Genomic DNA, 25,201 nt, shown 5'->3' with positions numbered 1-25,201 from the left:
ACATTGTTGAATTAATAAAAAAAGCCAACTGCTGAAAGGTCTTAATCCTTAACAATTGGCTTTTTTGGTATTAAAAAAATGAATTTAATGTCTTTTTTGTCGTTTGTTTTTTTTAATTAAATGGCTTTTTCAGGCTCGGTATCTTTTGTTGTTTTGCTCGCAGGCGCTTTTGCAGGAGTAGCCGATGCTGCTTCGGTTGCTTTTTTCTCCTTTTTTGCTTTGAGTTCAGCGGGAGCGGCGTGTACTTCAGGACTTAATTTAGCCGCCAATATTTTTGCCAGGTTTTTTGCAGCTTTGTCGATAGCCTTTTTAGTTTTGCCGGCATCGGGGCCAAATTCACTTACCAGGGTTTCAATCTGGATTACTAATTTTTCTTTTAATTGCTTCTTAAGAATTTTGCGGGCTTGTTTAGTAGCGGCTTTATCTTTTATATTTTTCATGTGAATGGATTGGAGATCGGGTGAAGCACAGTTTTTTCCTGCGCGGTGCAAAGTTAGGTTAATATAATGTGGTTTTAATATTATGTTTATGTTAACAATCGCTATTTATGTTAAATTTTTATTAATTGATAATCAGTGCTATTAATTGTTGTTGCTTTATTTATTTTTTGTTTTATAACCTTTGGCCTAATACGGCTTATACTAATTTTTTGAAAGCCTTAGGGTTAATTCTTAACTTAGCTGTTTATTTATCGCCCTAAAACAACATGATCAAAGATTTAAGTGCATTAACCCAGGTAGCCGAATTTCATGCCACTTTTAAGCACCCTATAATTGAAAAACCTGCAATACCCTCAAGAGCACGCTGTGATCTGCGTATCGAACTTATTGCCGAAGAACTAAAAGAACTGCAGCAGGCTGTTAATGATAATAACATGGTTGAAGTAGCTGATGCCCTCTGCGATCTGCAATATGTATTATCAGGAGCGGTACTTGAATTTGGTTTGGGCTCAAAATTTAAAGAGCTGTTTGATGAGGTTCACCGCTCCAACATGAGCAAAGCCTGCAAAACAGTTGAGGAGGCCGAAAAAACCATCGAGCATTATAAAAATACGGTCAATACAGATGCATACTATAAAGAGATAGACGGCTTGTACCTGGTATACCGCACCTCTGACCATAAAACATTAAAATCTATCAATTATTCGCCTGCCGATCTGAATGGCATTGTGGGTTAATCATAAACTAAAAAAACACTATTCCATTGTCAGCACAAGAATCCAACCAGCCTCAGGCTAAAACCAATATGCACCCACGTAATAAACACCGCGGGGGGTATGATTTTAAAGCATTGATCAAAGCCACGCCTGCCCTGAGGCCGTTTGTGCGTACCAATGAATATGATAATTTTACCATTAATTTTGCCGATCCGGAAGCAGTAAAAACACTTAATAAGGCATTGCTGCAGCATCATTACGGCATAAACTACTGGGACATTCCCGAAGGTTTTTTATGTCCGCCTATACCTGGCCGTGCCGATTATATTCATTATGCGGCCGATCTGCTTGCTTCTGTTAATAACGGTGTTGTGCGCAAAGGCCGGAAAGTACGTGTGCTTGACATCGGAACAGGTGCTAACCTGGTTTATCCCATAGTAGGTTTCAAAGAATATGGCTGGAACTTTGTTGGCTCAGAGCTCGACCTGGAGGCTATGGCATCGGCACAAAGTATTGTTGAGCAAAACAGCCAGTTAAAGGTTGCTGTTGAATTGAGACAGCAAAGCAAGAAGGCCGATATTTTTAAAGGGATCATTAAACCCGGCGAGTTATTTGATCTTACAATCTGTAACCCGCCCTTCCACGCCTCGGCTAAGGAGGCTGCTGCCGGTTCGGCCCGTAAATGGGATAACCTTGGTTTAAGAAAGGATAAACAGCCTATACTTAATTTCGGCGGCCAAAATACCGAATTATGGTATCCCGGGGGCGAAGCTGCATTCCTGAAACTGATGGCAGTACAGAGTAAGCCATTTGAGAAACAGGTTTTATGGTTTACCACGCTGGTTTCAAAAAAAGAAAATCTCAGGACCTTGTATAATGCCCTTCAAAAAGAAGGCGTAAAAGATGTGCAAACCATCAATATGTCGCAAGGCCAAAAGGTAAGCCGAATTATGGCCTGGACTTACTTAACGCCGGAGGAGCAGAAAATGTGGTTGAACCCTGATTTATAGGATTAAAGGATGCCGTGATATTTAAACCTTGATTTGCCGGACTTTAGGATAGCCTTGATGCTTTTTAATTCATGGTTATCCTAAAATCCTTTCAATCAAGGTTCAGCTTACACTCTCAAAAATGTCTTCTTGGTATATAGATAATACAAAAACGCCCATTTTACCATTACGAAGCAAATAGCCATTACTACGATATTGTAAGGATCGCCTACTAACTGGCCTATCCATCCAAAAAAGCCTTCGGTTGTATAACTCCATTTAATAAAGTGGCCCGAAATATAAATCAGGATGGAGTTCATGCCTATCACCCTGAAATAAAATGCCCATTTCTGATAGCCTTTTACATCAATGATGAAGTAAAATAATGCCATCAGCAATAGGCTTAAACCGCCTACATGCAGCACAAATGAGCTTGTCCACAGGTTTTTGTTGATCGGGAAATCAAGGTTCCAGATTTGTGCGAGAATGAGGAAGATCACCCCCACAACAGCCATGGTAGTTACCTTGCGCATTTGCGTAACGCCGCCCTTTTTAAGCAACAGGCCGGTAAGGATGCCCAATATGCCGGTGCTGATGGCCGGGATGGTTGAAAAAAGTCCCTCAGGGTCGTGGATGCCTAAATACAATCTGCCCGGTAGTATGCTGCGGTCAACGTATGAGGCAAAATTGCCTTTCATGGTCAGGTCGCCCATAGGGAAGCCCGGTGCGGAGGTAAACTTAAGCAGTAGCCAATAGCCGATGATGAAAAAGCCAAACCAAAACATTTGCCAGCGCTCGGTACTATACAGGTAAATGATGTTGGCAAACATATAGGCGATACCGATACGGCCCAATACGCTGGGGAAGCGGATCTCTGAAACAGGCATAATTTTTAACCCGTTGTTTACCACAAGGCCGAGCAACACTAAAATAAATGCCCTTTTTATAACGCGCAGCAGTAATTGCTGACGTGTTTTGCCTTTTTCCAGTTCGCGCCCCACAGAAAATGGAGTTGATACGCCTGCCATAAACAGGAACAACGGGAAGATAAGATCATACAGGTGAAAACCATTCCAGTCGGGGTGGGTGAACTGGTTGGCAATAGCGCTCCAGAATGGTGAACCGGTGGCTTTGGCCATGCCATGGAAGACCTCTTCGCCGCCCATAATCCAAAACATATCAAATCCCCGAAGGGCATCCAGTGAAAATAAACGGGTGCGGGCCGCGTTAATGTCGTCGGCCTGTTTAGCACTTGCCTGGTCTGCTGTGGTAGCCATTAGTTTAATTGTATTTAGGTGTGAACTAAAGATAGGAAAAGCAATACTATTTAAAATTATTTTTTTACATCAATAACTTTTAAAAGCTGTTTAAAAAGATTTGTTGAGGTATTTTAATGCGAAGTGCCCTACGGTAGAAGATTTCAGAAATAAATCCAAAATGCTGCCGTAAATTCGCAGCCTTGTAGTTATGCCCATGTTAGAGATCATATACCGCGATGAACATCTGATTGCCATCAACAAGCCTCATGGGTTGCTGGTTCACCGGTCGCCCATAGCAGCCGATGCTTCAGAGTTTGCCCTGCAATTGCTTCGGGATCAAATTGGCATGAAAGTTAACCCTGTTCACCGCATCGATCGTAAAACAGGTGGGATCCTGCTTTTTGCTTTTAATAAAGAGGTAGAGATTGCCATGCAAAAAGCATTTATGGAAAACCAGGTGAGCAAGAAATACCTGGCCATAGTAAGGGGCCATACACCTGATGCGGAAGATATAGATTACCCACTGCGCAAAGAGAACGGCACTTTGCAGGATGCATTTACCAGTTACACTACCCTAAAAAGGGCAGAACTTGATATAGCCCTTGGCAAACATCCAACTTCAAGGTATTCATTGGTTGAGGCTGTGCCTGCAACCGGGCGTATGCACCAATTACGCAAGCACCTGAGCCATATTTTTCACCCAATTATAGGCGACCGCACCCACGGCTGTAACAAACAGAATAAGTTGTTTTTAGAGCAATGGGCAATGACAACCATGCTACTGCATGCATCGCAGTTAAATTTTAAGCACCCCATAACCGGTGAAGAAATAACGATCAAAGCCGCACTTCAACCCGAATTTACCCGGGTTATGGAGATCATGAGCTGGTAAGCCAGCCTTCAGGTAATTATTTAAACAAAACGGGCTTAATATTGTATTTGATAGATGGAAAAGTCGGTGATCTATGATCTGGATACCGAAGATGGTATACGCCAGATCGGCATTGAAGCGGTGCAACAGCTGATACCCGGTACACATGTGTATGCAACGGGCGTATTTAGGTTAAGTGAAGGGGAAACAGATCTTGGAGATATTGTTTTTGACGATTATATGCACGAATGGGAATATACCTGCATGGGAAATTTAACCCATCGGGAAGCTAAAAAGGTTGCGAGGTTTATTAAGCATAATTTTAAAACGGAAGTGGCGGAGTAGGGAACTAAAGCAAAAAATCCCCTCAAGCGGGGGAATCGCACATTCCCCCGTTTTTTTAGTCTGTTAAGTTAATAGCTAAGCAGATGCAGATAATCGGTCCCCCGGGAAAATTTTACCGTATCTTTGCGCCTCAACAAAAGCAAACCATGATTGATCAGGCATTGAGTAACCTCGGCATAACTGCCCTTAACCCCATGCAGCTTGCCGCGCTTAGTGCCGCTAAAAAAGGTGATGTAATCCTTTTATCACCTACAGGCTCGGGGAAAACGCTTGGTTTTTTATTGCCTTTGCTTAACCTGCTTGATGCCGGTGTTTCTACAGTACAGGTGATGATCCTGGTGCCATCGCGTGAGCTTGCTTTACAAATTGAGCAGGTTTGGAAATCTATGGGTACAGGGTTCAAGATCAATTGCTGTTATGGCGGCCATGCCGTGAAAATTGAACGCAATAACCTTTCGCACCCGCCTGCAGTTTTGGTTGGTACGCCGGGAAGGATTGCCTTTCATTTGCGGGAAGAAAATTTTAGTACCGATACTGTACGTACGCTTATTCTCGATGAGTTTGATAAAGCGCTCGAGTTCGGTTTCCAGGAGGATATGGCTTATATCATCAGGCAGTTGCCCGTTGTTAAAAAGCGGATATTGACTTCGGCGACTAAGATGGATGAGATTCCTGCTTTTACTGGAATTGTTAAACCTGTTGAAGTGAACTTTTTAAGTAATGTTACTTCGGCGCCAGATATTAAACAAAAAGCGGTGATATCCGAAGCTGCCGATAAACTGGATGCACTTTTTGCCCTGATCTGTAAAATTGGTAATAAAGCAACCCTTGTGTTTTGTAATCACCGTGAAGCGGTTGACAGGATCAGCGAGTTGCTTTGGTACAAGGGGTTGGAGCATGATGTTTTTCACGGCGGTATGGAACAGGATGACCGTGAGCGTGCCCTGTTAAAATTCAGGAACGGAAGTCACCGTTTATTGATCACCACCGATCTGGCCTCACGTGGGCTGGATATCCCGGAGATAGAATATGTGGTACATTACCAGCTGCCGCACAATGAGGAGGCTTTTTTACATCGTAACGGTCGCACGGCACGTATGAACGCTAAAGGCACATCATACCTGATGCTAACACCCGATGAAAAGTTGCCATACTTAAAACAACTGCCCGAGATTGAAGAACTGCCCGAAAAGCTGATCTTTCCACCGGCTTCCCCCTGGGTTACTTTATATATAGCCGCCGGAAAAAAGGATAAGGTAAACAAGGTGGATATAGTAGGCCTGCTACTTAAAAAAGGCGGACTGGCCAAAGACGATCTTGGCCTGATAGAAGTGCTTGATTACTCATCATATGCAGCTATAAAACGGGATAAGATTGAGGAGGTGGTAAGGCAGGTAAAAGCCGAAAAAATTAAAGGTAAAAAGGTGAAGATGGAAATTTCGAGGTAATTTTGTTAAAAAGAAGAATACTATGAGTAATAACGATATCATGAAAAAGCTGCGGGTGGCAATGAAATTTACTGATGATGATATTATCAAGGTTTTGGCATTAGTTAATTTCAGGATCACCAAAGCCGAAATAGGCGCCATATTCCGCGCTGATGACCACCCCAACTTTAAACCCTGCGGCGATCAGATCCTGCGTAATTTCTTGAATGGTCTCATCATCTACAAACGCGGCCCAAGGGAGCAGAAACCGAAACCGGAGGCAGGGAAGTAAGGTTGTTGGAGACAACTCCAACAACGGCAAGAATGAGTAGATTGGTTGGATTTCACAGACAAGATCCTGACTTCCGAAAAATCCTATGAAATCCCGGTTCAGGCAATAATTAATGCCCTTCCACAGGCTTTTCCTGTATTAATCTGTATCTCCCTGATTTAATCAGCTTTTGTTGCTGAGCCGAAAATGAGGTCCGGCCGCCAAAATCCTGTACCCAATAGGTTTTATATTCTGCCACGCCAACTTCTTTAAAGTCCGGGTTCATGAGATTGCGGCAATGGCCTTCACTTTTAAACCAGCCGGCCATCACTTCCGCAATGCTTTGTTGGCCCTGGGCTATGTTTTCGCCGATGGCAAAACTTTTGAACCCTTTAAATTTATAACCGGCGTATACTATGCGGTCTTCCATGCTGCGGCCATCTTTACTGTCGTGACTAAAATAGCTTTTGCGGGCCATGTCTTTAGCGTGGCCTATGGCTGCATCTTCCAAATCATTATTCCAGGTAAGGGGAGGGGCCGGCGGGAAATATTTGCTGCCGCAATTGCAGCCTTTCTGGCGTGTAGCATTAATGCTGTTTAAAAACTCGGTCCTGAAGTGTTTGCTGCTTTGGCTGTAGGCATTTGCAAACCAGAATAATGCAGCAAATAATACTATCAATTTTTTCATCTTAGTGCTTTGACACTTTTAAACGCCTGTGGTTTAATTATTGTTTAGGCCGCCTGATAGCAGAACGCCAGCGACCGGTTTTCTTCCGCCTGTAAATGATAATGATGGCTACAACGACGAGAACAAGAGTGGTGCCGATGAGAACGACAATGACGTTATGTGCCTGGCGTATCTTAGCATTGGCCTGCGCCTGGAGTTTTTGGTATATACTTTTTTTTTGGCTATCGCCGAATCCTGCTTTTTGATCTTGATCGAATCGGCAGCAGCTACCTTGGCAATGCTGTCGACCGTAACCTGGTTAAGACTATCGTCCAAAAATTCATGGCGTTTAATAGCTACCGCAGCTTTATCATAATCGTTCATTTTCCGGTACAGTTCGGCAAAGCCTACCTGCACTATCGACTCTTTTTTAGGATCGTGGGTTTTGAGCGACAATGTTAAAGCATCGTTCAGGTCCTTCATACTGAGTTTATAGTCTTTGATGTCGCTTTTAATGGCTGCAAGCTCTATGAGCGAGTTGATAATATTAAGGGTATCCTTCCTTTGTCTTGATATGGTGTTCGATTGCAAAATGAACCATTTAGCCTGGCTGAATTTACGCTGTGAGCGGTAAACCTTTGCAAGCGCGTTAAAGCTTGTACGCAAGCCTAAAGTATCGTTATAAGTTGAATAGCTATGCAGGGCGAGCATAGTGTAATTAAGCGCCTCAGTTTGGAAATAGTATTTCATTCGCCGGGTTGATACGGTATCGTATCCTAAATAATGAGCAGCTATTTGGGTATAGATAGGGCCTTTTAACGAGTCGCTGGTAACCTGTAATTTTTGCTTAAGACTATCAAGCTCACTGGTGTGTGCGGATAATTTAAGCGTGGCTGTCAGAATAAAAAGTAAGGTAATAAGTCTCTTCATATAACAGATTACTCGAAAATACAATAATCCACTTGTAATTAGGCAAATAGCGTGCCTGTTTAAGATCACCGCCATGGGTGTTTGTGAAAGGTGCTTGGCTTTTTGTTCGTTTTTGAAATGTATGGGCTGTTTTTCAGGAGGATAGCCCTGGAAATATTAATTAACAAATGTTTGTACGTTTTCCACACTGCCTGCTTTAATACATAAAGTTGTATAGAAAAAGAGATTTTGCACTAATGGGTATTTACAATAGCAAGGATTTTAAAGGTCAAAAGTTGCCAATCGCAAAGCTTTATTCCATTAAAATCCTATGCTATTCAAAGCAGAGCCGTAAAGGTTTACAAGGTTTTCGCTATTGTTGTTAATTAGGGTTGATAATTAAAAACCATATCTTAAGCCTATCTGAAACTGGTAAGGGTTGCCGCTTAAATTGGATACCCCTGCATTTGTGTTAACCGCGTATGCGTATTGTTTTTTAACTGGGTCGAAGCTTTTAATCGTATAAATAGGAGTTGCACCCAGGTTATGGTTAACGCCCCATTCTTTATTCAATAAATTGGCCACGTTAAATAAGTCGACAGATATTTCAAAATACTGTTTTTTTAATAGCGTTACCCTTTTAATCAACCGTAGATCAAATACGCCATAAAACGGGTTTACTCCTCCATTACGTTCAGCAATTTTTCCGAAACTTTTAACTATGTAATTTTTGGCGCTTTGCTCTACCTTAGGGTTGTTCAGTATCGCATTGATCCCGTCTTTTATGTATTGAGGTGTTGACGCTGCATTCGGATCGTAAATGTAAGCCAGATCGTTACTGGCCACAAAATCGCCGTTCACGTTACCGTTCACCAATAAAGAATACCTGGTGCCGCTTATCCCCGAAAATCGCAAGCCTGCGCTAAAGCCATGAAATGTTGGCGAACTTCCGTAAGCAACAATCTTATTCCTGAATTGGTTATCAGAATAATTCATGCCGCCCAGGTTACGTGGGTCATCTTTTACGTACTGTACAAGCGTAGCCGTATTAGCAACGTTTCCGTTGTATGATGTATTGTCTTTAGTTTGATTCCATGTATAAGAAACGGAGATTTCGCCCTGTTTATAATATTTGTAGTCGACATCAATAACAAAAGCCATCTGGTTAACTCTGCCCTTGCTTTCTAATTCCAGTACCCTGCCTACTTCAGTTGTTTTTCTGCCTTGTGTCCAGTCAGCCGAACCATTTGACGCGTTTATTGTATTTGCCGGAACATATACACCTCTGTTATCTTCGGCAGCAATACGGAAGTACGGCTGATCAACCATGTTTTTATCCAGATAAGTATAGTTGTTGCGGCCTAAACTTAAGTAGCCGGATGCTGTAACCCTGAAGTTTTGAGCAAAGAAGTGCGAATAAGACAAGTTGGCTTTGTAAACCGTTGGCACTTTAGCATCCTTGCCATTCATATTAATAGTAGCAAGCTTGGGTATGGTGGGGTTATTAAGTAAATCCTGTCCTGGTGCTGTTGCAGGGTCCTTGCGGTAAGCCGGAAAGTTAGGGGTAGGCACCTGGCTGCCGTTAAGATCAACACTTAAAATGTGTGAGCCATCAAACAGCATATTGTTTATCATAGAATAAGGGTTCAATGCCGAACCTAAAATGCCACCACCTAACCTGACAATGTCTTTACCATTTTGCCCTACATCCCAGGTGGTTTGCAAACGCGGTTGAATTTGTAGCGTAGCCAGTTTGTTAGATGTATTTAAGCCTAAAGTTTTATAAACCGTAGGATTGAAATTTGCCTGGTCAAGGTAATCGGTGTAATCGATACGTACCCCGGCGGTTACTTCAAAACCCGGAAACAAGTTGGTTTGTACCTGGGCGTAAGCATTAGGTGCAAGTATGTTAAATTTAATGTTCCGGTTTGATGAGGTATAAATATCCCTTGCAAAGCGATAGGGTGTAAGGTTATTGAAATTAGTTAAGCCTGTAAAGTAAAAACGTCCATTGGTTTCGCTGCCGTAAATAGAATTTTGGTTGGTAAAAGTTAACCCTCCACCAAATGTAAAGTTATATTTGCCTTTGGTCCAGTACAAGTTGTCGGTTAGCTGTGCTACATTATTATTAAAATAGTCGCCGCCGTAACGTTGCCCTCCCAACTGTATGGCGGTTGAATAAGTGGATCCATCTGCTGCAAGCGAGGAAATATTCTGCACGATAGCGCGGGGAATATTATCGGCAGGTAACTGGCTGTTTGCAAACATCTTATTGTACTCCCAGTAGTGCTGCACTTTCAGTTCGTTGGTTAAATTAGGGCTGAATATACTACGCAATGAGGCCATTACACTGTTATTTAAACTTTTGCGCGTGCTGTAAACTTCGTAGATGTTTATGGCAGTATTATCACCGTCGGATTGGTTGTCAAGGTCATAGATAAAGTTATCCCGGATGGTAAACAAATTTTTGGAATTAATTTGCCAGTCGACACGTGCAAAAGCAGCGTGAGTATTTTTAAATTTATCAAACTGACCAAACTGTGGGGTATTGGCAACTCCATATTTAGCCCTTGCTATGCTCAAAAAGTTATCTAATGTGGCCTGGGTTACATTGTTTCGTTTTTCGTCATCTGCAGATTGGATATTGGCAATATAAAGTGGCCTTGAATCTGCCTGATGATCCCACGCAATAAAGAATTGCGCTTTATCTTTAACAATAGGGCCTCCTAATGAAAAACCATATTGATAAGTAGAAAACGACTGGTTACGTTTTAATCCATTTAATCCAAATGGACTGGATAGCCAATTTGCACGTGCATAAGTGAAAGCGCTCCCTGATAATACGTTAGTTCCTGATTTGGTTACCGTACTTATTGTACCGCCGCCGGCATTGCCATAAGTAACATCATATTGATTGGTAACTACCTGAAATTCCCTTACAGCCTCAAGCGAAATAGAGTAAGCACCGGTTGGTTGGCCACCGGCTATAGTACTGCGTGCCGCCATGCCATCAATGGTATAATTTGTAGCTGAGCCCAGCTGCCCGCTTAAGCTGCTTCCCGCGCTCAATGGAGATAAATCGGCCAGGGATGTGAAATTACGACCGTTTACCGGTAACTTGGCTATATCTTTAGCTGTAACAGCAGTGGATGAGCCAATGTTTTCGATCCTGTTACGGGTTGTGGTAGTTCTTACTTCAACAACATTGAGTTCCTGGATCTTTTCTGTCATTACAAACGTAACCTGTAGCAAGTCGCCCTGATTTAAAGCATAACCGGTTTGTTTTTGTGCAGTCATGCCCATAATTTCTGCCGTTATGCTATAAGGCGCGCCCAGCGGAAGCTCCTTTAACAGAAATGTTCCTTTTGAATTGGTTGTAGCTTTGATTACAAACCCGGTCGACTCATTTTTAACGGTAATGGTTGCATTTGGCAGGGCTTCACCATTCGGGCCGGAAACCTTCCCTGAAATACCGGCCAAATTGGTTTGTGCCATACCCGCCGTTATTAAAAATAAATTGAATATGCCCAAAAGGCACAACTTTTTAAAAAAAACTTTGTTTATCCTTAACATTTTAACATTTTTAGTTAAGGCAAAAATGCATCTGCGGTGTTAAGGGGAGGTTGGTGAAACGTTAAAAATTGATAATGTATTTCGGGGAATATTGATAAAGTTTCAGTATTTTTTGCTTATATTTAATATAATGATAATTTGTAGTAAACGCTAACAATCCGCTAATTGTGTAAGCAAGATGTTACACTACGAGATTACCCTTTGGTATTTATTTAAAGCAGACTGCAAACCCGGGATTTTTTTTAACAGTACATTGTATAAGGCAATACCTAATGCCGCACAAGTGATACCGGCTAACACGTCGAGCACGTAGTGGTGGCTTGCATATACCGCCGTAAACCAGATGCCAACGGTTACCACCGCAAAAAAGATATTAGCAAGTCCCAGCTTGTTTTTTAAGCCGTAGTAAAGCACTATAACCGGGTATGACGAATGCAGCGACGGCATGGCAGCAAACACGTTTGAACCTTTTGTATAAATCCCTTTAAAAACTCCGGCATGAAAATAGGCGTCAAACCTGGCCAATCCGGCGGTATTGCCCATAGTTAATGGAATAAAATGAAACCCGTGATATTGAACAAACCAGGGTGGTGCGGCAGGGTAGGCGTAGTAAACTATAAAGCCCAGGATATTCACCAAAACAAACGTTAACGAAAAATTGAGGAACTGTTTTTTGTTTTTGAAGAACAGGTAAGCGGCAAAACCCAGCGGCACGGGGATCCAGCATAAATAGAATAAACCCGATAACACATCAATAAAAGTGTTGCTATTGGCCAGCCAGTATTCGTTAGGTGTAAGCAGCTTGCCGTTAAAATGAATGCCGAACAGGCGTTTCTCTGCATTATAAAGCTCGGCAATATGTACCGGGTTGTAGTTATAATTGGGGAAGGCTTTCATGTAATCAAAAACAATCCAGTACACTATGAAAATAGTGAAGCCCAATATAAACTTGCGTGTTATTGCCGATGCATAGAACAGCACATTGAAAATAACTACCAGCGTAAGCTCGTCTGGTTTATAACCAATAAGGAAAGTTGAAAACGCCAGGTAAGCAATGGAAAGCAACGAAACAATAATTATCGACCGGATATTTACTGTTACGCCTGTATTGGCATTGGTCATTGCTATTTTTTTAAGAAATCTGAACGGAAAATTTTATCCCAGAAAGGTGAACTCACACCATAGCCTTTTTCAGGATCCTGGTAGTGGTGCAGCATATGGTGTTGTTTTATTTTTTTGAACAAGCCGCTTTTAAAATTAAAATGGTGCATGGCATAGTGCGATATGTCATAAAACAGGTAGCCCAAAATAAAGCCCGGAAAAAAGCCCCAGATGTAGTTTACAGGCAATAACCATTTAAACAAAAAGAAAAAGCCTGTAGCCAGCGGAATGCTTAATGACGGGGGCAATACCAAACGTTTGGCATCGCTCGGATAATCATGATGCACGCCATGCATGATAAAATGCAGACGTTGTGCCCATTCCAGTTTTTCGCTTGGCTGATAGTGGAAAACAAAACGGTGCATGATGTATTCGGTGATAGTCCAGATGAAGAGGCCGAAAATAAACAGGCCAAGATATGTTAATACATCCAATCCCAGGTCAAAGAATTTATAGCTGCAATATCCAATAACGGGTACAAAAATATATAGAGGTACGGTATAGTGTACCTTTGATAAGCCTTCTAAAAAGTCGCTCTTAAACATTCGCACCGATTCCTGCGAGTTGGATATATATTTCTTTTTCATTGTTATAATCAGGGTTTAAAATGTTTTACGATCTCTCTGCCTGTTTATGGTGTTAAAATTGTTCAGAATGGCTGGCCTTAAACCAGCAAAAGGCAATTTTAGCAAAGATATTGCTAAGCGTAAATGCCTTTATTTTATTGTTACGAAGATATGATATTTGTTGCTAAGTCTTAAGCCTAAAGTTCGCAGTCTTAGGAGAAGTAATTCAACGTCCTCGTTTAAGACTTTTGACTTAGAACTATAGCCTTACTTACCTTCTTCCTCTTCCAGTTTAATTAAAGCTTTTTTAGCTTCTCTTAACCTGTTAAACGCCGTAATATTGGTTAAAACGGCAAGTATTACCAGCGGAATAGTAAATATCGATATGGTTTCAAATACATGAAATTTGATGCCGGGAACAAATAATTTATAGTTACCGCCGATGTATTGAGCTACTATGCCCGATAAAGCTGCGCATAAGCCGATAGTTACTACACGTTCAGGTCTTTGCATTAAGCCGCCTTTAATTTCAACACCTAAACCTTCGGCACGTGCACGTACATAACTAACCATCATGGAGCCGATCAGTGCTATAAAGGCAGCTATCGAGCTCAGGAAGTAGTGATGCGCCACCAGATAATAGCAAATACCCAAAAACATGATCAATTCGCTGTAGCGATCGAGTACGGAATCGTACAAAGCACCAAAGGTTGATTTCATATTCCCTAAGCGGGCTACCTGACCGTCAAGCATATCAAATAAGCCTGCAAAAAGGATGAGGCCGCCGGCCCAGCCAACATAGCTCAGGTCGCCGCGGTTACCTTCTTCGGCACCTAAAATAAATATCCCTGCAACGCCTACATTAAGTACAAAACCTATGGTAGTAACTGCATTGGGGGTTAAGCCTATTTTTATAAGGATCTTCACAAACGGATCAATAACCTTATATATCCCTAACTGTAGGTTGGTTCTGAATGATCTCCTAAGTGTTGTTGTTTGCTGTTCCATTTTTCTCTCTGCTTATTAGGTGCAATGATTAAAAGTCGAATTTAACCCTTGTGCGCAGGCCCCATTGGGCAACGTTTGGCTGGTCAAGGTAGTTAAAGCGCCTCACAAAATCTATGCGTATAAATTTAAATATATTTTCAATACCAACACTACCCTCAACATAAGGCGTTTTGCCCAATGTATAAGTAATCGGCACGCCATCGGTGCCAACGGGTAATTGATATAATGACGGATGTATCGAAGGATTGTTTTGATCAGACAGGCCGCCGTATAGTACTTTTAACGATGCGGTTTCGCGCCATTTCAATTTCTTTAGCAAAGGTATTTTATTAAAGAAGAAACCGCTGAAGTGCTGATCTATCCTGAAGCTGGCATATTTATCACTCACAAACTCCAAAAAATTCATTAAGTTGTATGAGTCGAGGTCATACGCGTAAGTTTGGTTAGCCCTGTGTATGGTTAACAAAGGGTATGGCACCGAACCAAAGATTTTACCTGCCGAAACATTAATATCCGCATAACCTAACTGCGAAAAATAGAAACGTTTATCGGCACGGAAGTCAAGCTTTTGATAATTGTATTCGCCGGCAAATAAGCCTTTAATACCTTGAGCATAATCAAGTTCAAAGGCCGGGTATTTGTTAGGGATAGGGATGCGATAGATCTTGCCCTGGTAAAACTGCTCATGAGGTGCCCAGCGGATACTTCCGGTAAGCTCGGTGGTGGTTAAATGATGGATAGAATTTGGCAGATCATTAACAACATTATCAAAATATAATGATCCTGCCGGCTCTTGGGTCCATTTTTTGAAGCCCGCGGCAAACGAAAGATGGCTTTCCAGTTCGTGTAAATAATCAAACCTGTAAAAATCGTTATAAAGGAACTTATCGTTCACACCACGCTTAAACGATAACAGGAAATTATCCTCCTGCACAAACTGCAGGCTTGCGCCAGGGATTTTGGTATCACGCTGAAAACTTGCCCTAATATAGTTTTGAGGGAAACGATAGATAGATTTATTATTAATGGAGTAGGTTGCACTTAAAAAGTACTTCCAGCGCTCGTCTTTAAAACCATAAGCTGCATAAGTTTCAAAATAATAACGTTTGCTTAATTCGGGCGTTGTACGGCCGCCTACACGTAAACGGAAACCTTCAACAGGGTTAAAGCTGTAAAATGTGTTGGCGGGGCCTAACTCAAATTTACCAAAGCCTTTGTAGCCTGCAAGCAGGAGGGTTGCTATATCAACCGTACGTTTAAACGAAGGCATATTACGCAGGCTGTCGATGTTTTTATAAACTTTTGATTCGGCAAGCGTTAAAGTATCCGGCCTGTTTTCCTGCCAGAATGATTCGGGGCGATGTTTTACTTCATCGCTTAATTCAGCATATGGCGACCCCTGGTAAGTTGTATCCGGCCGGGGTTTGTTAACCACGTAATTGCTGTAGGTTATGGCCCGGATACCAAATAAACCACTCTTTGCATCTTTTTTGGATGCACCAAAATCTGCAATGGTAGTACTTTTGCTCAGGTGATAGCGGCCATCGGGGTTTTGTTGAAACTCCAGGTTAACAGTCATCGACCTGATAAAGTTGATGTTGATATGTTTATTAATGGTCAGGTCGCACTTTTGTACAGCGTAGTTACCATCAAGCGTAATGTAGATACTACCCTCAAAAAGTACGTCGGTTGTATTGCGGGGTGTAAAGTCAAGCTTAACCAGTTTGTTGTTATGTGCGTCAACAATGGTATCGGCAATAAAGTATTTGTAATAGTTCGGCGAGTTGTCAGATATTGGGCTAAGAAACTGGCTGGTTATCAAAAATACGTTGTTGGTATAAATATCAACCTTGTTGTATAAGTGCTTGAAATATTGGGTAAGCCCTTCATTATCGATACCCGCACCGTAGTTAACACTTTTTTGGCCGGTTATATCTTCCCTTGTTTTTTCGGGGTTTTTACGGTAATAAACCTGCTGCAGCTTTTCATCAAGATAAATAGGCAACAATGATTTGCCTGGTACCAATGAGCTATCGCGGTTATCTAAAATGAACTTATACTTGCGAAAGAATTTCCTGTCCGAAAACTGGGCGGATACATTGCTTAGTGCAAACATCATTTTATCATACTCCTTGTATTCAACATAGTTGTATGCTTCGGGACGGTTCTTTTCTTTATTTTCGATAACCTTACGGATCAGCTCAACAGCGGGGTTGTCTTTATTACGGTACTTAGGTTTTTTGCCCGATTTTACCACAACCTCGTTAAGTTGCTGAGAAGCGGGGAACATCTTTACATTGATAACCTGCTCTTTACCGGGAACAACAGCTAAAAAAGCATCTTTATAGCCTAAAAATGAAATTTTGATTTGTTTATATTGCTGATTGTTTGTAGCCAGGCGATATTTGCCATTAACATCTGTAGTGGTACCGGTAGTGCTGCCCGTAAAAGAAATACTAACAGAAGGCAGGGTTTGTTTATTACCTGCATCGGTAACAGTACCCGTTATTACCGTTTGCTGCGCATATAATGCCGAAGCAGAGAAGAACAGTATTAAGAAAAATAAGCTTTTATAAAATTTTTTACAATCCATGTACTTTGTGCATTGTGCAAATACAAACTTCTTTTTTCGGCTTAACACTTTTATTATCGGATAAAGAGGTATGTATCAGTTATTCAAATATTTTTGGCAGATTAATTATGCCCGCCTCCGTATGTTTTTCATTGTTCTGCCGCTTAATCTCTCTACACTTACCTTGTTTTGTACACTCCCGGCAGATGGTTATTACGGAGTTTACAATTAACAGGCCAAAGGTAAAAAAAATCACTACAGACTAATGTGGTCAAAAAGTCAAATATTGTTTACAGCTATTTACGCTATCATATTACTGTAATTATAACTAAACTCAAACAACGGCTTGGCCGGTTAGTTAGTATTCCTATTGTTTGCTGTTAGTTATATAACCAATTGCGTAACGCTCTGATAATTAGATGTTATTTGCCATTTTTTGATTGTTTGGAAGAAGTCGTTTAGGTTAATAAATAACATTATTTAACAAATTAACATTAGCGCCAATAAGACTATTGCCTTAAAATAATGTTACTTGCGTATGATCATTTTTACCTGATAAAAACAAAACAGCCGTAAAGCAGGGTTTAGTTGCTTACGGCTGTTTTGACGGTATTTGGTAATTTAACGATTATTCGGTCGCGAACATATCGTCATAATAATCCAAACCAAGGTGGGTGATCAGGTCCTCGCCCATCAGGTAACGAAGGGTATTCTCCAATTTGATCAGTTGTTTAAAGATGTCATTTTCTGCATGTAAACCCGGTGCAGTTTGAGGCGATTTCAGGTAGAATGACAGCCATTCCTGGATACCGCTCATGCCGGCACGTTTAGCCAGATCGCAGAAGATAGCCAAATCAAGCGCGATAGGGGCAGCAAGGATTGAGTCGCGGCAAAGGAAGTTGATCTTGATCTGCATTTTGTAGCCTAACCAGCCAAAAATATCGATGTTATCCCAGCTCTCTTTGTTATCACCATGCGGAGGGTAGTAGTTGATACGGATTTTGTGGTAGATGTTACCATAAAGTTCCTGGTTATCTTCCGGTTTGAAAATATCTTCCAATACACCCAGTTTTGATACTTCTTTAGTTTTGAAGTTATCCGGATCGTCAAGAACCCAGCCATCGCGGTTACCCAAAATGTTGGTCGAGAACCAGCCATGCACACCTAATGAACGCGCTGCCAAACCTGGGGCCAATACTGTTTTCATTAAAGTTTGACCTGTTTTGAAATCTTTACCAGCAATCGGGGTTTTGGTTAATTTGGCCAGTTCGATTAAAGCAGGGATATCAACTGTTAAGTTAGGGGCGCCGTTAGCAAAAGGAACACCTAATTTTAAAGCCGCGTAAGCATAGATCATGCTTGGAGCGATCAGCTTGTCGTCATTTTTCAATCCTTCTTCAAAAGCGGCTAATGACTGGTGTACAGCAGATGCTTCATAATAGATCTCGGTTGAACCACACCATACCAACACAACCCTGTCAAGACCATTAGCCTCTTTAAAGTTTTTGATATCTTCCATTACCTGCTCGGCAAGTTCAAGCCTGGTTCCGGTTTTAACGTGGGTGCCATCAAGGTTTTTAGCGTAGTTTTTATCAAACGCGGCTTTCATTGGCTTTATAGCTTCCAATTCGGCTTTAACCGAATGTAAAAGTCCTGCTTCCAATACCTGTGCGTTTGAGGCAGCTTCAAATACGTTATCTTCATAAACATCCCAACCGCCAAATACGATGTCGTTTAAATCGGCTAAAGGAACAAATTCTTTAATTTTCGGGTTACGGTTTTCGGTTCTTTTTCCTAAACGTATGTGGCCCATTTGAGTAAGGGAGCCAATTGGCTGCGAGATGCCTTTTTTAACGGCCTCTACGCCGGCAATTAAGGTAGTTGCTACAGCGCCTAACCCGGGGATCAGGATGCCAAGCTTACCTTTAGCAGGTGTAATGTTGATTTTCATTTATGTTACTATTATTTATTTCAAATTAATTGGTTAAAGCCATTTGTTGGCTTTATACCATTTTAGCGTTTCGGCCATGCCGCTTTGCAGATTGTATAAAGGATAAAAACCCAGGTCGGATTTAGCTGCTTCAATATCGCAATTCCAGTTAATGGCGGTCAGTTCATTAAGTTTTTCGATATTCAGCACTGCAGCTTTGTTGCTCAAAGAACTTATTTTTTCAGATACTGCTGCAATCATTTTAACAAAATTTACAGGCAGATGAAACTTTAGCGTTTTTAGCATTAATACATCTTTGGTGATGGTGCCTAACTCATAACGGTTATAAAAATTACCATCGCTCAGGTTATATGTCTTGTTATTGCCACCGTATAAAGCCTTGATACTTGCTTTGGCCAGGTCTTTAACATATATAAAGCTGAGCTTTTGCTGCGCCTTGCCTATATAGGGCTCAATGCCCTTCACTATCTGTTTAAAAAATATAAATATGCCGGTGTCCCTTGGTCCGTAAACCGCGGTAGGTCTTAGTATGGTATAATTCAGGCCGCTCACCGTTTTTAATTTCTGTTCGGCAAGCAATTTGCTCCTGCCATATGCTGTAACCGGATGCGGCGGGGTTGCTTCGGTTATAGTGCCGGTTAGCGTATTAAGCGGCCCAACCGAAGCCAGGCTGCCAATAAGTACAAACTTTTTTAAATCGGGGCAAGCTTCATAAGCCGCCGAAGCAAGGTTATGGGTATATGTAGCATTGATCCGGTTATATTCGGCTTCGGAGCGGGCACTGGTTACACCTGCCGCGTGGATGATATAATCGGGCTTTATCTCGGCCAGTTGCTTCTTTAATGTTTCCTTATTGTTAAATTCGGGATAGATATATTGGATATCTAAATCGTTTAAGTGACTTATTACACTGCTTTTTCTGATGGCTATAAAAACCTCCAGATTGTTTTGTAAGGCCTCTTCAATCAAATGGTATCCAACAAATCCGCTTCCACCGGTTATTAAAACCCGCTCCCTCATATCGCTTTTTGATATAACCTGTATTTTTTATAAGGATCGCCTTTTATGGCTTCAATGGCACGGTTCATCATGTCGTTGTTTTCCAGTGTCCAGCCGGCTTCGGCATGTTTATAACCCTTGGCCTTATATTCCTTTATGATGGTGCCATATAAACAGGCCTCGATACCCATTTTGCGGTAATCTTCAATAACACCGAGGGCATAAATACGGATACCGGTAATGCTTTTTTTGCCGAACAGTAATTTGAAAATACCGGTTGGCAACAACCGACCGCGTTTTATTTTTTTGAAGATGTCATTATAGTCGGGCAGGGCCAGGCCAAATGCAACTATCTTGCCACGTTGCTCGGCCACGATGGCAAAATCGGGATCAAGGATCAGTTTAAGATCTTTGGCCAGGTAATCGTACTCTTCGTTGGTCAGGGGCACAAAACCGGTGTTTTTGTCCCATGCTGAGTTATACACTTCGCGCAGTTTGGCGGCTTCCTCCTTGAAATTTTTAAGGTTGATCTTACGAATAACTATATCGTTTCGCTTTAACCGCTCTTCAAGCGCGTTTAATAAACGTACTGATTTATCATCATAAGCTTGTCCGTCCCAGTGCCAGGCAATCAGATCGACATCTTTAGCAAAACCAAAATTTTCGACCAGATTAGCGTAATAAGCAAAGTTATAGGTGTTCATCAGGAACGGTGAACTATCAAATCCCTTTATTAATAAACCGCAAGGCTCATTGGTTGAAAAGTTGGTAGGGCCTAATAATTTGCCGGTAACGCCTTTTTCTTTAAGCCATTTGGTAACGGTTTCAAAAAGCAGGTTAGATACCGCCGTATCGTTAATACAATCAAAAAAGCCAAAAAAGCCATCGTTAACGTGGCTGTATTCGTTATGGCCGTTATTAAGGATCGCGGCTATCCGGCCAACAATTTTATCGCCATCATAAGCTAAAAAGGGTTGTACGGTATTGTGTTTATGGAAGGGATGTTTGGTTAAGAGGTCCCTTTGGGCAATAAACAACTCCGGAACATAGTAAGGATCGTCCTTGTACAGGTCATGCGGGAAATCAATAAACGAAGCCAGTTCTTTTTTTGATTTAACCGTTACTATTGTAATCATGTGTGGTAAATGATTGAATAAAGCAAATTGGTATGCTTTAAAATAAAAAGTGCATTTAGCTTACCTTAATTAAAAAGCAGCTAAATGCACCTCAGGTTTCTTCATTATATTTTTTCTTTAACAGAAGCGGTTACACCAACTTCTTTAAAGGCTTTTGACAGTTTTTCAACGGCTTCGTCAATTTGCTCAAAGGTATGGGTAGCCATCAATGAGAAACGAAGCAGTGACGAATCGGAAGGAACGGCAGGGGATACAACCGGGTTAACAAATACACCTGAAGCTTGCAGGTGTTTGGTAACCGCGAAAGTTTTTTCGTTATCACGAACGTAGATCGGCAAAATAGGGCTTTCGGTAGGGCCAAGGTCAAAGCCTTCTTCCAGCAAAAGTTTCATGGCATAATTGGTGTTATCCCATAATTTCTCGATACGCTCCGGTTCTGATTCAATGATATCTAAAGCGGCAATTACGCTGGCTACAGAGCCCGGAGGCATACTTGCGCTAAACATCAATGAACGTGCGCGGTGTTTGATATAATCAATAGTGTCCTGATCGCTGGCGATGAAGCCACCTAACGAGGCTAATGATTTACTGAAGGTACCCATGATCAGGTCAACTTCATTGGTAAGGTTAAAGTGTGAGGCGGTACCTGCACCCTTATCACCAATTACACCAAGGCTGTGGGCATCATCAACCATGATATTGGCACCGTAAGTATCGGCAAGCTCAACAATCTTAGGCAATTTAACAATGTCGCCTTCCATGCTAAAAATACCGTCAACAGCGATAATCTTCACGGCATCTTCAGGAAGTATGCTTAATTTGCGCTCCAAATCGGCCATATCGTTATGGGCGTACTTGATCACTTTTGAAAACGACAGGCGGCTGCCGTCAATGATACAGGCATGGTCATACTCATCAAGTATGATATAGTCATTCCGGCCGGTAACGCACGAAAGTACACCAAGGTTAACCTGGTAACCTGTGCTGAATAAAACAGTAGCTTCTTTGCCTACATAGTTAGCAAGCCTGTTTTCAAGCTCAATGTGGATATCAAGTGTGCCGTTCAAAAAACGTGAACCGGCACAGCCTGTGCCATATTTGTCAATTGCTTTTTTTGAAGCTTCTTTGATTTTTGGATGATTGGTAAGGCCTAAGTATGAGTTAGAACCAAACATTAATACCCGCTTGTTGTCAATAATTACCTCAGTGTCTTGTGCAGACTCAATAGGCCTGAAATAAGGATATAACCCCCGTTCACGCAGCATATTTGCTACTTGAAACTGAGCGATTTTCCCATGTAGTTTTTTAACCATGTATATTAACTCTGCTTAAATTTTGTGTAAAAATACCATGAATAAGCATATAACTTATACGGTGTGTGTAAATTTTTTTAAAATAATGCCTATTAACGTATCAATACTACTTAAGAAGCACACAAATTCTTACACGGCAAATTAATTAATTTTTTTGTTTATATCGAGCCTATTATTTTCATTTTTTTGTCAAAAGCCCAAAAAGCTGATACTATCCCGTGTTTTTGTAATTTTTTACGTAAAATTCTTGTTCGTGATTTTAAATTAGTAATATTAATTACATATTCGCATTCCCCGTAACAATCTTGCACTAATTATAAAATTTTTCTTATAATTTTTGCCTGATATACATTGTTATTTATAGCTACCCTATGAAAAAACACAAGTACTTTTTGGCGCTTCTTGTACTTAATTTAACATTGAATTTACATAGCAATAGTTATGCCCAAACTGCCGCTGATAGTATAAGCGGACCGGTTTCCCTAAAACAGGCTATTGACTTTGCCTTGCGTAACCAACCAACAGTAAGGCAGGCTTCCATTGATGAACAGATCAATGAGCGTGATATTAGAATTGGCCTGTCGGCCTGGCTGCCGCAGGTGAACGGCTCGGGCCTTTATAATTATTACTATAAGGGCAGCCCGCAGGCTGGTGCCTCCGGTGCTAACATCCCCAGCAACGCGGGCAGTATCCGTAACCTTTCAACCCTGGGTGTCACAGCCTCACAGGTATTATATAACAACGATGTATTTCTTGCTTCAAGGGCGAAAAGATATTCGCGCGAGTACTATAAGCAGAACACCTTGAGCAGCCAGATTGATGTAGTAAGTGATGTAAGCAAAGCTTTCTTTGATGTTTTACTATCCGGCAAACAACTTGACATTACTAATGAGGATATCATCAGGTTGCAAAGAAGCCTGAAGGATGCCAAAAGCAGGTATACTGCCGGTGTATCCGATCCTACGGATTATAAGCAGGCAACCATCGCTTTAAATAATTCATTGGCTACCCGTAAACAAACCGAAGAAGCCATCAAAAGTAAAACTGCTTTATTAAAGCAGATCATGGGTGTAGGCGCGGCTACACCGTTAAGCCTTTCGTATGATTCGAGCCGGTATGAGCAAGAGGCCAGTATTGATACTTTACAATCGATCAATGTAAATAACCGGATCGAATACCGTTTGCTTGAAACAACAAAGGCACTCAATAATCTCAACGTAAATTACTATCGCTTTGGGTTTTTGCCTTCATTATCAGCGGTAGGGAGTTACCAGCATGCATACTTCAGTCATGATTTAGGTGATTTGTATAATAAGTCTTTCCCTACAGGTTATGTTGGCTTAACGCTGGCTGTACCTATTTTCCAGGGGACGAAGCGCCTGCAAAACCTCGCTAAAGCCAGGCTGCAGGTTGAACGTACCGACCTGGACCTGATCAATACAAAAAATAGTATTTATACGGAATATACCCAGGCACTGGCGGCATATAAAAGCAATTATACCAGCTACCAGCTCATTCGCGAAAATGTAACACTTGCAAAAGATGTATATAAGGTGGTAAGCCTGCAATACCGCGAGGGAGTAAAAACTTACCTCGACGTAATTGTATCGCAGGCAGATCTGCGTACTGCCGAACTGAGCTATTATAATGCCCTGTTCAATTTGCTCAGCAGTAAAATTGACCTGCAGAGAGCCCTTGGAATCCTGCCTGTTCAGCAACCATAAGATATCGTTATAAAAAAATAAAAACTACAGCAACACACGAACAACCTATTCTACATGAAACATACATATATATATTGGTTAGCCCCTGCAGCACTTTTAACATGGGCATCATGCGGTAAACCTAAAAAGGGCGGGCCGGCGGCCATGCCCCCAACACCAGTATACCTTGCCGACGCTAAAACAGCCGAAGCAGTATACTATGATAAATACCAGGGTATTGTGGTTTCGGTGAACACTGTCGAACTGCGCAGCCAGGTACCGGGTTTTGTAACGGGTATATTTTTTAAAGAGGGTGATGTTGTGCAAAAAGGCAAAGTATTGTATGAAATAGATAAACGCAAATACCAGGCTGCTTTTGACCAGGCTAAAGCTAATGTGCTAAGCGCCGAGGCCAATTTGGTTAAAGCGCAAAAAGACATTGACAGGTATAACATGCTGCTTAAGAGCGATGCGATTGCCCGTCAGACAGTGGATCAGGCACAGGCTACTTACGAAACTAATAAAAGCCAGGTTGCTGTAGCCAAAGCCGCGCTTGAGTCGGCCCGTACCGATTTATCATATGCCACCATTACCGCGCCTTTTACGGGGCGAATAGGGATCTCGCAGGTGAGGCTTGGAACACAGGTAGCAGCAGGAACCACATTGATGAACACCATATCGGCCGAGCACCCCATAGGTGTTGATGTGGTGATCAATGAGCAGGATATTAACCGCTTTTACGGTCTGCAAAAATCAAGTACCGACAGTACCTTTAAATTGGTGCTGCCCGACGGAAGCAAATACAACAAAACAGGTAAAGTACTGGCGATTGACAGGGGCGTTAGCAACCAAACCGGCAGCATTAGGGTGAGAATCCAGTTCCCGAACGAGGATGATGTGCTTAAGGATGGCATGAGTTGTGTTTTACAGGTGCTGAACAGCCAGTCGGGCCAGCGGGTACAAATCCCTTACAAAGCAGTAACTGAGCAAATGGGTGAGTTTTTTGTTTTCGCAACGAGAGATACTGTTGTTAAAGATACAGCTGCCGATAAAACTGTTAAGGACAGGCGCGATACAATTGCAAAACAGGTGAAGGTGAAATTAGGGCCGCGTATTAACAGCGACGTAGTGATAATGGATGGCATAAAACAAGGTGATAAAGTGATTACCGACGGTTTTCAGCGTTTGCGCGATGGTGGCAGGGTCACTACCGGAACAGCCGCGCCGGCCGGAGCAGCACCCAAAAAATAAATTTATATCAACAGGAAAAATTTTAAGCCGAAGAAGGGGCGCATCTACCCTGGAAAACTTAATATAGAGAAAGA

At 41.7% G+C, this 25,201-nt stretch carries 21 protein-coding genes; 8 read left to right on the top strand and 13 right to left on the bottom strand.

Translation table 11 applies throughout. The annotated features are described in order from the left end of the window. Positions 1 to 116: 116 nt before the first annotated feature. Positions 117 to 440 (bottom strand): hypothetical protein, encoded by a 324-nt coding sequence (locus FHW88_RS20495; RefSeq protein WP_090526322.1) that lies wholly within the window; start codon positions 438 to 440, stop codon positions 117 to 119. A gap of 266 nt (positions 441 to 706) precedes the next feature. Here FHW88_RS20495 and FHW88_RS20490 point away from each other — a divergent pair, with 266 nt between their 5' ends. Together FHW88_RS20490 and rlmF are read left to right on the top strand one after the other, a co-directional pair. After that, a complete protein-coding gene (locus FHW88_RS20490) occupies positions 707 to 1,177 on the top strand; it encodes a nucleoside triphosphate pyrophosphohydrolase family protein (protein WP_218117247.1) in 471 nt (156 codons plus the stop codon). Positions 1,178 to 1,203: 26 nt separating this feature from the next. Then, positions 1,204 to 2,166 carry a 23S rRNA (adenine(1618)-N(6))-methyltransferase RlmF gene (rlmF, locus tag FHW88_RS20485; RefSeq protein ID WP_255485380.1) on the top strand — a complete coding sequence of 321 codons (963 nt, stop codon included), beginning with the start codon at positions 1,204 to 1,206 and terminating at the stop codon, positions 2,164 to 2,166. 107 nt (positions 2,167 to 2,273) lie between these two features. On the opposite strand, the gene FHW88_RS20480 is transcribed toward rlmF, so the two are convergent. Next, positions 2,274 to 3,422, bottom strand: coding sequence for an acyltransferase family protein (locus tag FHW88_RS20480; RefSeq protein ID WP_176627693.1), 1,149 nt, complete (start codon positions 3,420 to 3,422; stop codon positions 2,274 to 2,276). Positions 3,423 to 3,618: 196 nt separating this feature from the next. On the opposite strand from FHW88_RS20480, the gene FHW88_RS20475 reads away from it, so the two are divergent. From FHW88_RS20475 to FHW88_RS20460, 4 genes are all read left to right on the top strand, one after another. After that, positions 3,619 to 4,296, top strand: a complete 678-nt coding sequence (locus FHW88_RS20475; protein ID WP_090526328.1) for a pseudouridine synthase — start codon at positions 3,619 to 3,621, stop codon at positions 4,294 to 4,296. A gap of 54 nt (positions 4,297 to 4,350) precedes the next feature. Then, positions 4,351 to 4,620 (top strand): hypothetical protein, encoded by a 270-nt coding sequence (locus FHW88_RS20470; protein WP_176627692.1) that lies wholly within the window; start codon positions 4,351 to 4,353, stop codon positions 4,618 to 4,620. Positions 4,621 to 4,766: 146 nt separating this feature from the next. Further along, positions 4,767 to 6,068, top strand: coding sequence for a DEAD/DEAH box helicase (locus FHW88_RS20465; protein WP_176627691.1), 1,302 nt, complete (start codon positions 4,767 to 4,769; stop codon positions 6,066 to 6,068). A 22-nt stretch (positions 6,069 to 6,090) separates the two neighbouring features. Further along, positions 6,091 to 6,339 carry a DUF1456 family protein gene (locus tag FHW88_RS20460; RefSeq protein WP_176627690.1) on the top strand — a complete coding sequence of 83 codons (249 nt, stop codon included), beginning with the start codon at positions 6,091 to 6,093 and terminating at the stop codon, positions 6,337 to 6,339. A gap of 109 nt (positions 6,340 to 6,448) precedes the next feature. Here FHW88_RS20460 and FHW88_RS20455 read toward each other — a convergent pair whose 3' ends face one another. The 11 genes from FHW88_RS20455 to spt form a co-directional block, all read right to left on the bottom strand. Then, the gene (locus tag FHW88_RS20455; RefSeq protein ID WP_090526334.1) at positions 6,449 to 7,006 is read right to left on the bottom strand and encodes a CAP domain-containing protein; all 558 of its coding nucleotides are present in this window, start codon (positions 7,004 to 7,006) and stop codon (positions 6,449 to 6,451) included. A 108-nt stretch (positions 7,007 to 7,114) separates the two neighbouring features. Then, on the bottom strand, positions 7,115 to 7,915 hold the full coding sequence (locus tag FHW88_RS20450; protein WP_176627689.1) for a hypothetical protein: 801 nt from the start codon (positions 7,913 to 7,915) through the stop codon (positions 7,115 to 7,117). A 378-nt stretch (positions 7,916 to 8,293) separates the two neighbouring features. Beyond that, the gene (locus FHW88_RS20445) at positions 8,294 to 11,389 is read right to left on the bottom strand and encodes a TonB-dependent receptor (protein WP_218117246.1); all 3,096 of its coding nucleotides are present in this window, start codon (positions 11,387 to 11,389) and stop codon (positions 8,294 to 8,296) included. 264 nt (positions 11,390 to 11,653) lie between these two features. Continuing rightward, positions 11,654 to 12,589 (bottom strand): phosphatase PAP2 family protein, encoded by a 936-nt coding sequence (locus FHW88_RS20440; protein ID WP_090526341.1) that lies wholly within the window; start codon positions 12,587 to 12,589, stop codon positions 11,654 to 11,656. 2 nt (positions 12,590 to 12,591) lie between these two features. After that, entirely contained in the window at positions 12,592 to 13,215 is a 624-nt protein-coding gene (locus tag FHW88_RS20435) for a sterol desaturase family protein (protein WP_090526343.1), read from the bottom strand. 246 nt (positions 13,216 to 13,461) lie between these two features. Further along, positions 13,462 to 14,202: a CDP-alcohol phosphatidyltransferase family protein gene (locus FHW88_RS20430; RefSeq protein WP_090526345.1), complete on the bottom strand. Its 741-nt coding sequence runs from the start codon at positions 14,200 to 14,202 to the stop codon at positions 13,462 to 13,464. A 28-nt stretch (positions 14,203 to 14,230) separates the two neighbouring features. Further along, positions 14,231 to 16,795, bottom strand: a complete 2,565-nt coding sequence (locus FHW88_RS20425; RefSeq protein WP_090526347.1) for a DUF5686 family protein — start codon at positions 16,793 to 16,795, stop codon at positions 14,231 to 14,233. A gap of 607 nt (positions 16,796 to 17,402) precedes the next feature. Next, positions 17,403 to 18,725, bottom strand: coding sequence for an inositol-3-phosphate synthase (locus tag FHW88_RS20420; protein ID WP_090526349.1), 1,323 nt, complete (start codon positions 18,723 to 18,725; stop codon positions 17,403 to 17,405). 33 nt (positions 18,726 to 18,758) lie between these two features. Further along, positions 18,759 to 19,745 (bottom strand): NAD-dependent epimerase/dehydratase family protein, encoded by a 987-nt coding sequence (locus FHW88_RS20415; protein WP_090526351.1) that lies wholly within the window; start codon positions 19,743 to 19,745, stop codon positions 18,759 to 18,761. After that, on the bottom strand, positions 19,742 to 20,860 hold the full coding sequence (locus tag FHW88_RS20410; protein ID WP_090526353.1) for a GNAT family N-acetyltransferase: 1,119 nt from the start codon (positions 20,858 to 20,860) through the stop codon (positions 19,742 to 19,744). Before FHW88_RS20410 ends, FHW88_RS20415 begins: the two co-directional genes overlap by 4 nt. Before the next feature lie 104 nt (positions 20,861 to 20,964). Further along, the gene (gene spt, locus FHW88_RS20405) at positions 20,965 to 22,173 is read right to left on the bottom strand and encodes a serine palmitoyltransferase (RefSeq protein ID WP_090526354.1); all 1,209 of its coding nucleotides are present in this window, start codon (positions 22,171 to 22,173) and stop codon (positions 20,965 to 20,967) included. Between the two features lie 371 nt (positions 22,174 to 22,544). On the opposite strand from spt, the gene FHW88_RS20400 reads away from it, so the two are divergent. Together FHW88_RS20400 and FHW88_RS20395 are read left to right on the top strand one after the other, a co-directional pair. Then, complete coding sequence (locus FHW88_RS20400; RefSeq protein ID WP_176627687.1) at positions 22,545 to 23,897, top strand: TolC family protein; 1,353 nt, start codon at positions 22,545 to 22,547, stop codon at positions 23,895 to 23,897. 54 nt (positions 23,898 to 23,951) lie between these two features. Then, the gene (locus FHW88_RS20395) at positions 23,952 to 25,127 is read left to right on the top strand and encodes an efflux RND transporter periplasmic adaptor subunit (RefSeq protein ID WP_090526359.1); all 1,176 of its coding nucleotides are present in this window, start codon (positions 23,952 to 23,954) and stop codon (positions 25,125 to 25,127) included. Positions 25,128 to 25,201 lie beyond the last annotated feature (74 nt).

The organism is Mucilaginibacter sp. SG538B (assembly GCF_013376065.1).
Lineage (GTDB): Bacteria > Bacteroidota > Bacteroidia > Sphingobacteriales > Sphingobacteriaceae > Mucilaginibacter > Mucilaginibacter rubeus.
This window is presented reverse-complemented; position numbering and strand designations above follow the sequence as displayed.